Origin of the sequence: Caballeronia sp. LZ003 (genome assembly GCF_031451465.1) — a bacterium.
Taxonomy (GTDB): Bacteria; Pseudomonadota; Gammaproteobacteria; order Burkholderiales; family Burkholderiaceae; genus Caballeronia.
In genome coordinates this window covers 250,094-265,269 of record NZ_JARUXJ010000002.1, presented here as the reverse complement: position 1 = coordinate 265,269, position 15,176 = coordinate 250,094, and the positions used below count along the sequence as shown (strand labels likewise).

Annotated in this window: 15 protein-coding genes; 8 read left to right on the top strand and 7 right to left on the bottom strand. The window is 62.8% G+C overall.

Going from position 1 to position 15,176, the window contains the following annotated elements; translation table 11 throughout:
* The first annotated feature begins 22 nt into the window (after positions 1-22).
* Positions 23-808, top strand: a complete 786-nt coding sequence (locus QCE79_RS15845; RefSeq protein ID WP_309845815.1) for an SDR family oxidoreductase — start codon at positions 23-25, stop codon at positions 806-808.
* Between the two features lie 85 nt (positions 809-893).
* Positions 894-2,228: an MFS transporter gene (locus QCE79_RS15840; RefSeq protein ID WP_244831439.1), complete on the top strand. Its 1,335-nt coding sequence runs from the start codon at positions 894-896 to the stop codon at positions 2,226-2,228.
* A gap of 86 nt (positions 2,229-2,314) precedes the next feature.
* On the opposite strand, the gene QCE79_RS15835 is transcribed toward QCE79_RS15840, so the two are convergent.
* Positions 2,315-2,680: a LysR family transcriptional regulator gene (locus QCE79_RS15835; RefSeq protein WP_404989368.1), complete on the bottom strand. Its 366-nt coding sequence runs from the start codon at positions 2,678-2,680 to the stop codon at positions 2,315-2,317.
* Positions 2,681-3,017: 337 nt separating this feature from the next.
* Between QCE79_RS15835 and QCE79_RS15830 the strand changes: the two genes are divergently transcribed.
* The 6 genes from QCE79_RS15830 (at position 3,018) to QCE79_RS15805 (ending at position 10,274) form a co-directional block, all read left to right on the top strand.
* The gene (locus tag QCE79_RS15830) at positions 3,018-3,779 is read left to right on the top strand and encodes an enoyl-CoA hydratase/isomerase family protein (protein WP_309845808.1); all 762 of its coding nucleotides are present in this window, start codon (positions 3,018-3,020) and stop codon (positions 3,777-3,779) included.
* 54 nt (positions 3,780-3,833) lie between these two features.
* Entirely contained in the window at positions 3,834-4,895 is a 1,062-nt protein-coding gene (locus QCE79_RS15825) for an ABC transporter substrate-binding protein (RefSeq protein WP_250469540.1), read from the top strand.
* A gap of 10 nt (positions 4,896-4,905) precedes the next feature.
* Positions 4,906-5,967 (top strand): ABC transporter ATP-binding protein, encoded by a 1,062-nt coding sequence (locus QCE79_RS15820; RefSeq protein ID WP_309845805.1) that lies wholly within the window; start codon positions 4,906-4,908, stop codon positions 5,965-5,967.
* Positions 5,968-5,977: 10 nt separating this feature from the next.
* The gene (locus tag QCE79_RS15815) at positions 5,978-7,759 is read left to right on the top strand and encodes an ABC transporter permease subunit (protein WP_309845802.1); all 1,782 of its coding nucleotides are present in this window, start codon (positions 5,978-5,980) and stop codon (positions 7,757-7,759) included.
* A 57-nt stretch (positions 7,760-7,816) separates the two neighbouring features.
* Positions 7,817-9,358, top strand: a complete 1,542-nt coding sequence (locus QCE79_RS15810) for an AMP-binding protein (RefSeq protein WP_250469537.1) — start codon at positions 7,817-7,819, stop codon at positions 9,356-9,358.
* Positions 9,359-9,431: 73 nt separating this feature from the next.
* The gene (locus tag QCE79_RS15805; RefSeq protein WP_250494786.1) at positions 9,432-10,274 is read left to right on the top strand and encodes an IclR family transcriptional regulator; all 843 of its coding nucleotides are present in this window, start codon (positions 9,432-9,434) and stop codon (positions 10,272-10,274) included.
* A gap of 86 nt (positions 10,275-10,360) precedes the next feature.
* On the opposite strand, the gene QCE79_RS15800 is transcribed toward QCE79_RS15805, so the two are convergent.
* From QCE79_RS15800 to QCE79_RS15775, 6 genes are all read right to left on the bottom strand, one after another.
* The gene (locus QCE79_RS15800) at positions 10,361-11,761 is read right to left on the bottom strand and encodes a formimidoylglutamate deiminase (RefSeq protein ID WP_309845798.1); all 1,401 of its coding nucleotides are present in this window, start codon (positions 11,759-11,761) and stop codon (positions 10,361-10,363) included.
* 36 nt (positions 11,762-11,797) lie between these two features.
* On the bottom strand, positions 11,798-12,562 hold the full coding sequence (locus tag QCE79_RS15795; protein WP_244831437.1) for an amino acid ABC transporter ATP-binding protein: 765 nt from the start codon (positions 12,560-12,562) through the stop codon (positions 11,798-11,800).
* Positions 12,559-13,227 (bottom strand): amino acid ABC transporter permease, encoded by a 669-nt coding sequence (locus QCE79_RS15790; RefSeq protein ID WP_250469534.1) that lies wholly within the window; start codon positions 13,225-13,227, stop codon positions 12,559-12,561. The genes QCE79_RS15795 and QCE79_RS15790 overlap by 4 nt, the downstream gene beginning before the upstream one ends.
* Before the next feature lie 17 nt (positions 13,228-13,244).
* Positions 13,245-14,018, bottom strand: a complete 774-nt coding sequence (locus QCE79_RS15785) for a transporter substrate-binding domain-containing protein (RefSeq protein ID WP_309845794.1) — start codon at positions 14,016-14,018, stop codon at positions 13,245-13,247.
* Between the two features lie 40 nt (positions 14,019-14,058).
* A complete protein-coding gene (locus tag QCE79_RS15780; protein ID WP_250469532.1) occupies positions 14,059-14,808 on the bottom strand; it encodes an IclR family transcriptional regulator in 750 nt (249 codons plus the stop codon).
* 169 nt (positions 14,809-14,977) lie between these two features.
* Positions 14,978-15,176 (bottom strand): FAD-binding protein (locus QCE79_RS15775; RefSeq protein WP_309845792.1); only part of this gene is annotated, 199 nt, incomplete at its 5' end.

Here is a 15,176-nt window from a genome sequence, read left to right as displayed (position 1 = left end):
ACGACAACAAACAGAAGCCGTCATGACTCGACACGACACAGAGAAGACATTGCGCGTAGCCATCGTCACGGGAGCAGGCAGCGGTATTGGTCGGGCAACGGTGCACGCGCTCGCGAACGATGGCTGGTGTGTCGCGCTCGCCGGACGTCGGCAAGAGGCGCTCGACGCGGTCATTCGAGACTACGAGCAACACGTTCCCGAATCCGCCAGCAAGTTGATGGCCATTGCCACCGATGTCACCGACTCGGCATCGGTACAACGTCTCTTCGACACGGTGCAGGAGCGCTACGGTCGCCTCGATCTGCTTTTCAACAACGCGGGAGTGGGCGTGGAAGGCGTGTCGGTCGAGGATCTTTCGATAGAGCGCTTTCGCACGATGCTCGATATCAATGTGATCGGCACGCTTTTGTGCACGCAAGCCGCCTTTCGCCGGATGCGTGCAAATAACCCGCCAGGCGGCCGGGTCATCAACAACGGCTCCTTGTCGGCGCATACGCCGCGTCTTCATTCCGCGGATTACACGGCAAGCAAGCACGCAGTCAGTGGCTTGACGAAGGCCTGCGCGCTGGACGGGCGCAAGTACGACATCGCGGTCTGTCAGATCGATTTCGGCAACGTTCTGACAGAGATGGCCGCGGGAATGGCCGGTGGCGTTCTTCAGGCAAACGGCGAGCGAGCGCCGGAGCCGACGATGGACTTGGCGCATGCGGCGCAATCCGTCGCTTACATGGCAAGCATGCCGCCCGGCGCGAACGTGCAGTTCATGACGGTGATGGCAACCAAGATGCCGTTCATAGGACGCGGCTAGACAATCGAGCGAGCGCAGCGTGTACTGGTTGATTGGAAACCGGTGCCCCGCAATTAGAAGACAAAACAAATCGATGGAGACAGGTATGCTCGAAACGCTGACCGAAATACCGGAGATGGATACCGCTGCCGAGGCGCACCTCTTCAATAAAGTAACCCGACGTATCGTTCCCTTGATCCTCGCCTGCTTCGTGGTTGCTTACCTCGATCGCGTGAACATCAGTTTCGCCAAACTGCAAATGCAGGCTCAACTCGGCTTCAGCGACGCCGCGTACGGCTTTGGCGCAAGCGTGTTCTTCGTCGGTTATTTGCTGTTCGAGATTCCAAGTAACGCGATCATGGTGCGCACCGGTGCGCGACGCTGGATCGCGCGCATCATGATTTCGTGGGGCATCGCGTCGGCGGCAATGATGTTCGTGCGCGACGAAACCTGGTTCTATATCCTGCGATTTCTCCTCGGCGCACTCGAAGCCGGGTTCGTGCCGGGCGTGCTCTACTTCTACACGCAGTGGTTTCCCGCCGAACGGCGCGGTCGCGTGAACTCGTATTTTTTCGGGGCGATTGCACTTTGCGGAATCATCGGTGGCCCGATTTCCGGCGGCATCCTGAAGTTCTTCGATGGCTTGAATGGCATGCCCGGCTGGCAGTGGCTGTTTTTGCTCGAAGGTTTGCCCTCGGTTCTGCTCGGCATCGTGGTGCTGATCGTGCTCGATGACCGGATGGAAGACGCCAAGTGGCTGACGCCTGCGGAGAAGACGCTTCTTGCCTCGATCCTCTCGCGCGACCGCAAGGTCGACAGCACGCATTCGTTCCTCGTTGCGCTGCGCTGGCCCGTGATTTACTTGTTCTCACTGATCTATTTCGGGCTGTGCATGGGGATCTACGGCTTCCTCTTCTGGATGCCGCAACTGGTGAAGAGCGCGGGCACGAGCGACCCGCTCATCATCGGTCTGATCACGATGATTCCCTATCTCGCGGCAATGGCTGGCACGGTGCTCATCAGTCATAGTTCGGACCGTACCGGTGAGCGTCGCTGGCATCTGGCCGGCTGCGCGATCGCGGCGGCACTCGGCTATCTGATCAGCGCCACATGGCCCGGTCATACGGTGTTGCTCGTGCTCGGCCTCAGCATCTCCGCTACGGGTGTCATCGCTTCGTTCGGCATTTTCTGGATGTTCCCGGCCAGAATGCTGACGGGTGCCGCGGCGGCAGCCGGGCTTGCGCTGATCAACTCGCTTGGACAGTTCGGCGGCATCGTTGCGCCTTATATGGTCGGCAAGGTCAAGGACCTGCTGGGGAGCCCGTCGATGGGACTCTATGCAATCGCCGTGGTGTGCGCGATTACGGCTGTGCTCATCGCGTGGGGATTGCCCCGGAAGATTCGGTTCCGCGATGTCGTGGTGGCGCGAGGACAAAACTAAAAATACGGCGCGAGGCGTGGGAACCTGGAAAGTGGTCCACGCCTCGTTCCCACGCGAGCCACTCACTGCGTCAAGCGATCCATCCATCATCTAGCCGCCAGCATCCCGAGTCGTATTGGCGACTGCTCCGGTGCGTTCCGCACCTGCAACGCAACATCGACGCCTTCGTCGAGAACGTAGTCGATGCTGAGGTCAAGGCGTCGATCGAGGAAAGACTTGAGCGCCGGCGAGACACGCAGCCGCGCCCATGCGCGGTCTTCCGAAAAAACCGTCCGACGAATCGCGCACCGCCTGCTCGGCTTGCTCCGCCTCTGCGATGGTCCGGCGCGCGTGCAAATAAAGCGCTGACCGGCTTTCGTCGGCGCGAGCCCTCGTGTCGAACGCAGCGGCAGACGCGCGCCTAGACGTTCCGCCATGTGCGCAACCGTCTTCGCTACGGCCGGCTGCTCCAACTTCTTCTGGCGCGCGGCGCGGAGAAGGAGCCCGCGTTGACAACCCCTAAGAACATCTAAGTCGCTGCGGCCTATGTCGGTCGCGGATATCGCCCGCGACATCGTGCGCGGTCAGTACGCGGCGGGCGCGGTTCATCGCCGCCATGCGGGCCATGCGCATTCTGCGGGCAGAGCGGTTAGCGAGAACGCCGTGTTGCGATGCGTTGACCAACGGCTCAACGCCTAAGTGCAAGCGTCTCTCGGCAACCGGCCGCAGTCCATCTCGTAAACCCGCTTGCATCGTAATTTTGATCGGCCTATATTGCCATTCACCATCAACTATTGCGATGCGATAATTATGAGTGAAGACGTCCTGTTTTCCAGTCATGGCCGCGTGGCGGTCATTACGCTGAATCGTCCCGAGCGCCTCAACGCGTGGACCACGCCGATGCGTAACAAGATCATCGACGCGCTCGATCGCTACAACGACGACGATCAGGTCGCCGCGATCATCATGACCGGCGCCGGCAACCGCGCATTTTCGGCGGGGCAGGATCTGTCGGAAGCGCACGACTTCGACGGCGAGCGCGCCGTGGAATGGGTCAAGGAATGGCAGCGCTATTACGCCGCGCTGCGCGGCCTTCAGAAGCCGCTCGTCATGGCGCTCAACGGCACGGCCGCCGGCTCGGCATTTCAGGTCGCGCTGCTCGGCGACATTCGCGTCGGTCATCCGGGCGTGCGCATGGGTCAGCCGGAAATCAACGCGGGTATCGCCAGCACCACAGGTCCGTGGATCATGAACTCGATGCTCGGCATGTCGCGAACCATCGAACTCACGCTCACCGGTCGCCTGATGGACGCGGATGAGTGTCACCGCATCGGTCTCATGCATCACCTCGTGCCGGAAGAAAAGGTGTTCGAGAAGGCGCTCGAAATCGCCACCGAACTCGCGGACAAGCCACCGGTTGCCATGCGTCTGGACAAGCAGCGTTTTCGCGAGATGACGGAGCCGGGTTTCGTCGATTGCATCGAAGCGGGCATGCGCATTCAGCGCGAAGCGTACGACTCCGGGGAGCCGGCTCGCATGATGGAAGCGTTCTTCAAAAAGCGCGCCAAATAAATCGGGCTGAAGCCGAGCCGTTCCTTTTCAATCCCTGTGCGGGAGACCTGAAACATGACGCAAGACTTCAATCCGACGCGACGCCGCGCCCTGCAAGGCGCGCTTGCGCTAGCCGTAACTGGCGCAATGCCGCTTGCAGCACGCGCGCAGAGTAAGCAGATCGTGGTGTCGGACCCGGGCGGCCCGTACACGACGGCGTATCGCGAGGCCTTCTACGATCCGTTCGAGAAAGCCACCGGCATCAAGGTGGTGAGCGTCGCGCGCGAATCGCAACCGGTGGCGCAGTTCGCCGCGATGGTGCAAACCAAGAACTACGTGTGGGACGTAACCACGCTCACGTTGTCCGCCGACATTCCATATCTCGAGTCGAAAGGTCTGCTCGAACCGATCGGGCTGAAGGCGAGCGACTTCCCGGACATCATGCCCGAGGCGATCACGCCGAACTGGCTTGGTGTGGACGTGTATTCGACGGTGCTTGCCTATCGCGCCGACAAGTTCAAGGACAACGGCCCGAAGTCGTGGGCGGATTTCTGGGACGTGAAGAAATTTCCCGGCCGCCGCTGCCTGCGGCGCAGTCCGCTCGACACGCTGGAGCAGGCGCTGCTGGCCGACGGCGTGCCGCTCGACAAGCTCTATCCGCTTGACGTTGATCGCGCCTTCAAGAGTCTCGACAAGATCAAGCCGCATATCGCCATCTGGTGGACCTCGGGCGCGCAGGCCATGCAGGCGATCCAGAGCGGCGACGTCGACATGATCTCGACCTGGAATGGCCGCGCGCAAGCCGCGAAGGATTCGGGCGCGCCGGTCAACATCGTGTGGAATCAGGGCCTGTATTCCATCGAGGGCTGGGGCATTCCGAAGGGCACGCCGCGCGCCGATGCAGCCAGGCAGTTCGTGCGCTTTTGCGCCGATGCGAAGCGCCAGGCCGCGCTCACCCGCACGCTGGCTTACGGACCGACCAACAAGAAGTCGTTCGAGACCATCGACAAGGAGCGTGCCGCGCTGTTGCCGACGGCGCCGGAAAACATCAAGGACATGAAGCTGCCGAGTCCGCAATGGTGGGAAGAGAATCGCCAGAAAGTCACCGAGCGGTTCAATTCGTGGATCATTTCGTAAGGAGCGGAAGATGAGCTCGAAACTCGAGGCAATCGGCATCGCGAAGCGTTATGGCGACGCCATCGCGCTGGAAGCGACGGACCTCGCCGTGCAGGCGGGCGAGTTCCTGACGCTGCTCGGTCCCTCGGGTTCGGGCAAGACCACGTTGTTGCAGATGATCTCCGGGCTCGTTGCGCCGAGCGCGGGGCGTATCGAGATAGATGGCCGCGACGTGACGCATGTCGAGCCGGGCAAGCGCGGCATCGGCATGGTGTTTCAGAGCTATGCGCTCTTTCCGCACATGAGCGTGTGGGACAACGTCGCATACGGTCTGCGCATGCGGCGCAAGTCGCGCGAGGACGTGCGCGCCGCCGTGGACGACGCGCTCGCCATGGTGCGCATGACCGAATACGCCAAGCGTTTTCCGAAGGAACTGTCGGGCGGCCAGCAGCAGCGTATCGCGCTGGCGCGATGCTTTGCGTATCGTCCGTCGGTGATCTTGCTGGACGAGCCGCTCGGCGCGCTGGACAAGAAGCTGCGCGAGCATATGCAGTCGGAAATCCGCCGTCTGCACAAAGAGCTTGGCGCGACCTTCGTCTACGTCACGCACGATCAGGACGAAGCGCTCACGCTTTCGGACCGCATCTGCCTCATGAATCAGGCGCGCATCGAACAGGTAGGCACGCCCGCCGATCTCTACGACCGCCCGGCGACGCGATTCGCGGCGGGCTTCATCGGTCACTCGAATCTGCTGGAAGGCGCGCTCGACGACACGCGCGGCAAGGGCGGCGAGCCCATTCTGCTTGCCGCCGGCGGACGCATTCCCTTGCCGATGAACGCGCAAGTCGCACCGTCGACGCGCCACACGCTGTTGCTGCGTCCCGAGGCGCCGCGCCTCGTGGAACCGAAGAGCGGCTTCATCGACGGCACCATCGCCGATGTCGTTTTCTTCGGCAGCGATACGCGCGTGCAACTCGCCATGAACGACGGCAGCGAGATCACGGTGCGCTGCGAGCGCAGCCTGTCGCCACGCGTCGGTGAAAGGGTGGGCCTCGTGTGGGACCCGTATCGCACCACGTTGCTGCACGCCTGAGGACGCGCATATGACCATCGCACTTCACGCGCAACGCGAGAACGAAGGCTCGCGGCGCGGCCGGTCCGTGTGGACCGCGCGCACGTTGCGCATCCTGCCTATCGTGCCGACCTTGTTGTTCCTGCTGGTGTTCTTCATCGTGCCGGTCGGCGAGATTCTGCAAGGCGGACTCGTCGGCGCGGACGGGCAATACGGTTTCTCGCAGTTCGAACGCATCGCGCGCACGCCGGTTTATGCCAAGGTTTTGTGGATTACGTTCGGCATCTCGTTCATGACGGCGGCGTTGTCCATTCTGCTCGGCTATCCGGTTGCGTACATGTTGAGCCGTCTGTCGGAGCGCGTGCGCGAACGCTGGCTGTTGTGGATCATGCTGCCGTTCTGGACCAGCTACCTTGTCAAAACCTATGCGTGGATGCTGCTGCTCTCCAAGACCGGCGTGCTGTCGACCATCGCGCTGTCGCTCGGTCTCGTGCGGGAAACGAGCGGTACGATTCCATCGCTGACCGGCGTCCTGATCGGCATGGTGCATTCCATGATGCCGCTCGCCGTGATGACCATGCTGCCTGTGATGCGCGGTATCGACGACCGTCTGACACAAGCCGCCGAAACGCTCGGCGCGCAACGCAGCATGAGCTTTTTCACGGTGTTTCTGCCCTTGTCGTCGCCGGGTGTCGCGGCGGCGGGACTGCTCGTGTTCATCTCGAGTCTCGGCTTCTTCATCGTGCCGGCGCTGCTTGGCTCGCCGAAAGAAACGATGATCGCGCAACTCGTGATCTCGTCCGTGCTCGAACTCTTCGACATGCGGTTCGCCGGCGCGCTCTCGACCGTGCTGCTTGTCTGCTCGATCGTGATCTTCTTCGTCTATGACCGCATGGTCGGCCTGACTTCGCTCACGGGCGACGTCACCGAGCGTTCGCGCGGCTCGCGGGCGCAAGGCATCAAGCTCGCCGTTCTGATGCTGGCCGGCCGCCTCTTCGCGCCGTTTCTCATGCGCCGCAATCCGCATGCGGATACCGCCGCGCGCGCAGCCAGTCCGCTCGGCGTCTACACCTGCGCGATCATGGTGGTGCTGGTCGCGCCGGTGCTGTCGGTGATTCCGTACGCGTTCACGAAGAGCGACTACATCGCGTTCCCGCCGAAGCTTTTCAGCGGCAAGTGGTTCGGCACCTTCATGGATTCGCCCGTGTGGCACAGCGCGATCTTCCGATCGTTCGAAGTGGGATTCGGCACCGCGGTGCTGTCGCTGCTGCTCGGCTTCGGCGCGACGCTCGCGATGACGCGCATGCCGCGCCGCGCCAGCAAACCGGTGTTCGCGCTGCTGGTCGCGCCGTTGATCGTGCCGCGTATCGTGGTGGCGGTCGGGCTCCTGTATCTGTTCGGACGCTTCGGGCTGACGGGCACCAACCTCGGGCTCGTGATCGGGCATACGGTGCTCGCTATTCCCTACGTGGTGGTGACGCTTGCAGCCGGCTTCCAGCGCTTCGACTGGCGTCTGGACGATGCCGCGCGGGTCATGGGCGCATCGCCGCTGCGGCGTATCACGTCGATCGTGCTGCCGCTTCTGATGGCGAGCGTGACGGCGGCGTTCCTGTTCGCATTTCTGGTTTCCTTCGACGATCTCACCATTGCGATCTTCGTGAGCGGCGGCATCAACTCGACGCTACCCAAACAGATGTGGGACGACATCCAATTGGCCGTGACGCCCACGCTCGCGGCGGTATCGACCACGCTGATCGTGCTGATCGCGCTGGTGGTGGCGGTGTCGTCGTGGATCAAGCGCCGCGCGCGCTGATTTCGACACCATTCAGCGACACCTAGCCATAGAAGCAGTCCATAACCCGATCCGAACATGCATCGTTATTCAGAATACTTTGGCCACCGGCACGCGAACGACGAACTCGATTGCGCGCCGCTCCTCGCGGCCGGATTGCGCGCCACGCCCGCGCGCACCGTCGTGCATTTCGACGATCATGCAATCTCGTGCGCGGACGCCTCGCGTCATATCGTGCAATTGCAACGCTGGTTCGCGGGTCAGGGGCTCGTGCCGGGCGATCGCGTCGCGGTGATGCTCGGCAACAGTCCCGAACACATTCATCTGATTTACGCACTCGTGTTGAGCGGCCTCGTCTGGGTGCCGGTGAACATCAAGTTGCGCGCGTCGGGCCTCGACTATCTGCTGCAACATGCAGAACCGAAACTCTTCGTCATCGACGGCGAGTTCGACGCGATCACGGCATCGATCGACTGCGGCATGTCCAAACGCACGCGCCTGCCCGCGTTCGATGCGGCGGATACGAACGCCGCGTTCGCCACGCCGGCGATCCCCGTCGACGCGCCGTTGTGCATCATCTATACATCCGGCACGACGGGCGCGCCGAAGGGCGTCGTATTCACGCATCGCATGATGCGCATTGCGAGTGAAGCGGCGTTGCGTGTCGCCGACGTGCGCGAGGGCGACCGCCTGTTCCTGTGGGAGCCGCTGTGCCACATCGGCGGCGCGCAGATGCTGTTGCTGCCGTTCCTCGAACCGGTGACACTGCATGCGGTGCCGCGCTTCTCGGCTTCGCAGTTTTGGCCGCAAGTGGAGCGCGCGGGCGCGACGCAACTGCATTACCTTGGCGGCGTGCTCGATATCCTGATGCAGTTGCCCGAAGCCGCGCAGCCTTCAGCGCATTCGTTGCGCGTGGCGTGGGGCGCGGGTGTGAGCGCGTCTGCGTGGGAGCCGATACAAACGCGCCTCAAGGTGCGTCTGCGCGAGTGCTACGGCATGACGGAGTGTTCTAGCTTCGCTACCGCGAACGTTACCGGCAAGCCGGGGTCCATCGGCCGCGCGCTGCCGTGGCTCGATATCGAATTGCTCGATGAACACGGCCAGCCGGTGCCGCCAGGCGAGGCGGGTGAGATCGTGTTGTCGAGCAAAGTGGAAGGGACCTTTTTGCCAGCGTATCTGAAGAATCCCGAGGCGACGAAATCTGCGCTTCGCAACGGCAAATTGCACACGGGCGATCGCGCGCGCCGCGACGCCGATGGCGATCTGTATTTCGTCGGCCGGCAGACGGACAGCATGCGTGTGCGCGGCGAGAACGTGTCGGCATGGGAGATCGAACGCGTCTTCGCGACGCATCCGGCGGTGCGGTTGAGCGCTGCGATGGGCGTGGCGTCGGCGGTCGGCGAGCAGGACATTCTGCTCAACGTGCAGTTCAAGGACGAGCCGGTGGACTGGGAAACGCTGCACATATGGGCGCGAGAGCGCCTCGCGAGTTTTCAGTTGCCGCGTTATTACCGCGCGGCGCCGGGCTTCGAACTGACGGCGAGCGAACGCATCAAGAAGCATCTGCTGTCGCGCAGCGTGGAAGACGCGTGGGATCGGCTGGCCAGCGTGAAAGCCTAAGGAGTTATCGCATTCAGATAGGGTAATAGGGCTATGCGATAATTTTGCCATCGACGACAAAAGCATACGAGAGATGAGCGACGAGTCCAAAGCCCCGCGAAAACGCAAGAACGCCGCCGCGAAAGGGGCGGGCGAGGCGGTGGACGCAACTGCGTCGTCGCTGTACGTGCAGTCCGTCGAAAAGGCCATGAAGGTGCTCACGGCTTTCGACGGTAGCAAGCGGCAGTTGTCGCTTTCGGAAATCTCGGCCATCACGGGCTTCGACATGAGCGCGACGCAGCGCTTCAGTTTTACGCTGGCGGCGCTCGGCTATCTGTTCAAGGACCCCGACAGCCGCAAGTACGAACTGTCGCCACGGCTGCTGGACTTCACCTATCACTACCTCACGTCGAACGATCTCGTGAGCCGCGCCACGCCGTATCTGCAGCAACTCGGATCCGAGACGGAAGAGGCCACCAATCTCACCGTGCTGGACGACACGGACATCGTTTTCGTGCTGCGCATCGTGAGCCGCAACGTGTTCAACGCGCACGTCATCACCGGCTCGCGCTTGCCGGCTTATTGCACGGCGCCCGGTCTCTCGATCCTCGCCACGCTCGCCGACGGCGAGATCGACGACATTCTCTCGCGTACCAACCTCGTGCCCTATACGGCCTCGACGGTGTATCAGCCGCGCAAGATCAAGGAGCGTGTTGCACAGATTCGCAAGCAGGGCTATGCGCACACGGAGGACGAATATTTCGTCAGCGACATCTCCACCGCGGCCGCCATCACCAATGCGCACGGACGAGGCATCGGCGCGGTGAACATTGCGGTGGCGCGTTCGCGCTGGCAGGCCGATCGCGACGAAAAGCGCTTCGCGGATCTCGTCATTTCCACGGCGTCCGCCATTTCCACGCGCAGGCGCATCGAATAAGCCGCAACGGATACGTTCGACGCCGCTTGGAGCGCGACGATCGGCACGCCCTCGAACGACGGGCACGACAGCGATACTGTGTAGATTCAAGCGCCGGCAAAAAGCCGCGCAAGCGCCGCACGATAGTCGCGATAATGCCGCGCTTCATCGTGATGCCGACGCTCACGGATCACGCACTCGCCGCCAACGAACACATCGCGCACGGGCGATTCGCCGTGTTCGCAGAATACGACGGAAGAGAGCCACGTCGCGCTCGTCTGTTCCGCGAGATTCGGATGATCGGCGTCGAGCACAATCCAGTCCGCGCGCGCCCCCGGCATGAGCGCGCCGACTGCGCGGCCGGTCGCGCATGCGCCGCCTTCGAGGGCGTCGCGAAACAGGCGATCGGCAACCTGCGCCGTTTCGTGCGATGCCAGCACGTTACGCTGCCGCCGCGACAGACGCTGGCCATATTCGAGCAGTCGCAGTTCCGCGCGCCAGTCCACGCCGACATGACTATCCGAGCCGATACCGAAAGCGCCGCCTGCGTCGAGGTATTCGTTCGCGGGGAAAATCCCGTCGCCGAGATTCGCTTCGGTGGTGAGGCACAGGCCCGCAATGGCGCCGCTTTTCGCGAGCGCAGCGGTTTCCCTGGCGTCGATATGCGTCGCATGCACGAGGCACCAGCGCGCGTTCACGTCGAAACGATCCAGCAGCCATTGCACGGGCCGCGCGCCCAGCGCGGCAAGCGAAGCATCCACTTCCGCCGTTTGCTCCGCGATGTGGATATGAACCGGCGCGTCAGGCGAGATGTCGTTCAACGCTTCGATGACGACGCGCAGAGACGCCTCCGACACCGCGCGCAGCGAATGCGGCGCGACGCCGTATCGCAGTGCGCCATGTTCGGGCCGGGCATGACGCAACGCGGCTAGCAGATCGAGATAGCCTTCGGTCGTATTGACGAAGCGCCGCTGATCGTCGCGAGGCGGCTCTTCGCCGAAGCCGCTGAACTGATAGAGCACCGGCAGCATCGTCATGCCGATGCCGGTTTCGCTCGCCGCATCCACCACGCGTTGCGCAAGCTCGGCGGGGTTTGCATGGCGCGTTCCATCCTCCGCGTGATGCACGTAATGGAACTCGCAGACGGACGTGTAACCAGCCTTGAGCATCTCGACATACAGCCAGCGCGCAATGGCGCCGAGCGTCTCGGGCGTGATGCGCGCGGCGAAGCGATACATCAGTTCCCGCCAGCTCCAGAAACTGTCGGTCGCGTTCGCGCGATACTCGGTGAGTCCGGCCATCGCGCGCTGAAACGCGTGCGAATGAAGATTCGGCACGCCGGGAATGACCGGTCCGGCGGCGCGCGCGACGTCGGCGGGCGCATCGCGCTTATCGGGTGTGACCGCCACGAGCGTACCTGTGGCGTCCCATTCGAGCAGCACGTCGGTGCGCCAGCCTTCGGGCAAAAGCGCATGCGCCGCAAAGAGTGATTTCGTGCGTGTATTCATGAGCGGACTACTCGGTGTCGGGCATCGGTGAAACATTCACGCACGCGACAAAACCGCTTGCAGGAACGAGCGTGTACGAGGCTGCGTGGGTGTCGAAAAGATTTGCGAGGGCGGGCCCGCCTCGACGATCTCGCCGCCATCCATCACGACGACGACATCCGCCACTTCTCTCGCAAAGCCCATCTCATGCGTGACGACGAGCATGGTCATGCCTTCGGCGGCGAGCAGCTTCATCACCTGAAGCACTTCGCCGACGAGTTCGGGATCGAGCGCGGACGTGGGTTCGTCGAAGAGCATGACGCGCGGTTGCATGGCCAGCGCCCGCGCAATGGCGACGCGCTGCTTCTGGCCGCCCGACAAACTCGCGGGCATGGCATGCGCCTTGTGTTCGAGGCCGACTTTCCTGAGCAGGCCGAGCGCGGCCGTTTCGGCATCTGCCTTCGATGCACCGCGCAACATCCGCGGTCCCACGGTAATGTTGTGCAGCACCGAAAGATGCGGGAACAGGTTGAACGACTGAAACACCATGCCCACTTCCGTGCGCAATGCATTCAGCGCGCGCTCCTTGAGCATGGTTCCCTGATCGACGAGACGATGCCCGCAGATGTCGATGGTTCCGCGCTCGGGCTGCTCCAGACCGTTGCAGCAGCGCAGAAACGTGCTCTTGCCGGAGCCGCTTGGCCCGATCACCACGACAACTTGACTCGGCTCTATATCGAAGTCGATACCGTTCAATACGCGATGCGTCCCGAACGACTTGGTGAGATCGCGAATGCTGAGAATGGGTTGGGCGCTGTTCATTGCACCATGCCTCCTGCGCGCAGCCGTCGCTCCACGCGATGAAGAATGTAGTTCGTCGTCTGCGTCAGGACGAGATAGACGAGCGCGACGACGAGATACACCTCCAGCGACCGGTACGACACGCTGATGATCTTCTGTGCTTCGTGCATGAGATCGTCGATGGTCAGAAGCGACACCAGCGCCGAGTTCTTGATGAGCGCGATGAACTCGTTGCCGAGCGGCGGAATCATGCGCACGACGGCTTGCGGAAGAATGATCGCGCGCATGGCCTGACCTGCCGACATGCCGATGGAGCGCGCAGCTTCCATCTGTCCACGATCCACCGATTGAATCGCGCCACGCACGACCTCCGACACGTAGGCCGCCGAATACAGGCCGAGCCCGAGCATGCCGCACACGAAGGCAGGCAGCAGGATATTGAACTGCGGCAGGCCGAAGAACAGCAGAAACAGTTGCACGAGCAAGGGCGTGCCGCGAAAGAAGATCAGATATCCGGTGCAGAAGCCGTAGACGATGCGCCGCTGCGGCGAGAGCCGGCCGATGCCGATCAGAAGTCCGAGCAGGCACGAGAGCACGAGCGCGGCGGCGGTCACTTCCACCGTGACGAGCGCGCCATGCGCCAGATCGTCCCAACCGGCGAAGGCTGGCGTGAAGTCGAGTTGCATGGCTCAGGTCCGCCGGCTTACTTCGCGCTTGCCGTCGTGCCGGCGCTCGCGCTGAACCACTTCTTCACGATCGCGTCGTAGGTGCCGTCCGCTTTGATCTTGGCGAGCGCGGCGTTCATCTGATCGCGCAATTGCGGCTCGTCCTTGCGCACCGCGATGCCATATGCCTCGGTCGTCAGCTCCTTGTCCAGCACGCGAAAGCCGGGGCGCGTGCGCGCAAACTGGAATGCGGCGGGCTTGCCCGTCACGGCGGCATCCGCGCGGCCGATGCCGACCAGATCGAACATCTCCTGATTCTTTTCCACTTCCACGCGCTGCACTTGCGGATAGTTGTCGCGCAGGAAGTTGACCGATTTCGTGCCGACCTGCACCGTCACTTTCTTGCCGTTGAGATCGGCGAGCGTCTTGATCGGCGAATCCGCCTTGACCAGTGCGGACAGGCCGCCCGCGAAGTACGACTGGGTGAAATCGATCACCTGGGCGCGTTCCGGCGTGATGTAGATGCCGGAGATGGCTGCATCGAAACGATGGGCGACGAGGCCCGGAACCAGTCCCTTGAAGTCGATATCGGTCCACTGGATCTGCTTGCCCATGCTCTTGGCGAGCGCGTTCATGATGTCGATATCGAAGCCGGTGCGCTGACCCTTGTCGACGAACTCCATCGGCGGGAAGGTAGCGTCCGTGGCGACGTTCAAAACGTTCGAGTCTTGCGCGGTCGCGGCGCCAGGCAGCGCGGCAATCATCATGGCGATACCGAAACTCGCGGCGGAAAGCAGGTTCTTGATTTTCATGGCGTGGCTCCAGGGGTGTGGTCTGTCGTTGATTGGCGGTTCAGGCGGCCTGCAGCCGCGCGGATATGGCATTGGCGGCGCGCACGGTCCAGTCCGCGAGTTGCTGCTCCCGGCCTGCCGCGCGCGAGGAGGGCGCCATCAGCGTGATCGATGCGCTCGCGCCCGCGCTGCGCGACGCGCGCCGGAACACGGGCGCGCTTACGCCCCATACGCCGGGATCGACTTCGCTTTCGCTCACCGCGAAGCCGCGCGAGCGAATGCGCTCCAGTTCGGTTTCGAGGGTGGCGCGGGTGGCATCGTCGTTGGCGAACAGACGCTCCAGCGTCTCGGCGCGCAGTTTGTCGGCCATGAAGGCGAGCAGCGACTTGGCGGATGCGCCCGAGCGCAACGGCACCGAGCGTCCCTTTTCGAAAGAACAGCGCAACGACTGCGTGCTCTCGATCATTTCGAGGCAGATCACCTGATCGTTCACGGCGACGATCAGGCCGACGCTTTCCTGCGTGGCGTTCGCGAGCTTCAGCATGCCTTCGCGGCTCGCTTCGACCAGCAGCGAATTGACGTCGAAGCCGAGCGCGAGTTGAAGACTGATCGGGCCGGGCGCGTAAAAACCGGCGTCCTCGGTGACGAAGCCCCAGCGTTTGAGCAACGCCACTTGCCGATAAAGCGTGCTCTGCGCGAGACCGGTGGCGGCGAGTATGTCCTTCGCGGACATGGCCTTGCCGTGGCTGGCGAGCGCGGTCAGCACGAGCAGCAGGCGCTCGGCACCGGTGACGTTAGATTCCCGTTTCACTGTGATGTCCAGCCGGAAAGGCGATGTCGATGAGCGCAGAATGCCACATCGCTCCCGGCGGACAAAAAAGGGATTCCCAGCGATTGGGAATAAAGGTGAGGTTTTTAGCCGAACGTGAGGGAGTCATGCACGCGAGGCGCGGCAAGGTTTGCCCGATACGCCTCCTGGGTCAGCGCATGTCGATCGATTCAGTCAGTTCCGGCACGAGCGAAAACAGGTCGCCGACGACGCCGTAATCCGCGACGCTGAAAATAGGCGCTTCCGGATCTTTGTTGATGGCGACGATGACCTTGCTGTCCTTCATCCCGGCCAGATGCTGAATCGCGCCCGAGATGCCGACCGCCACGTACAACCGCGGCGCGACGATC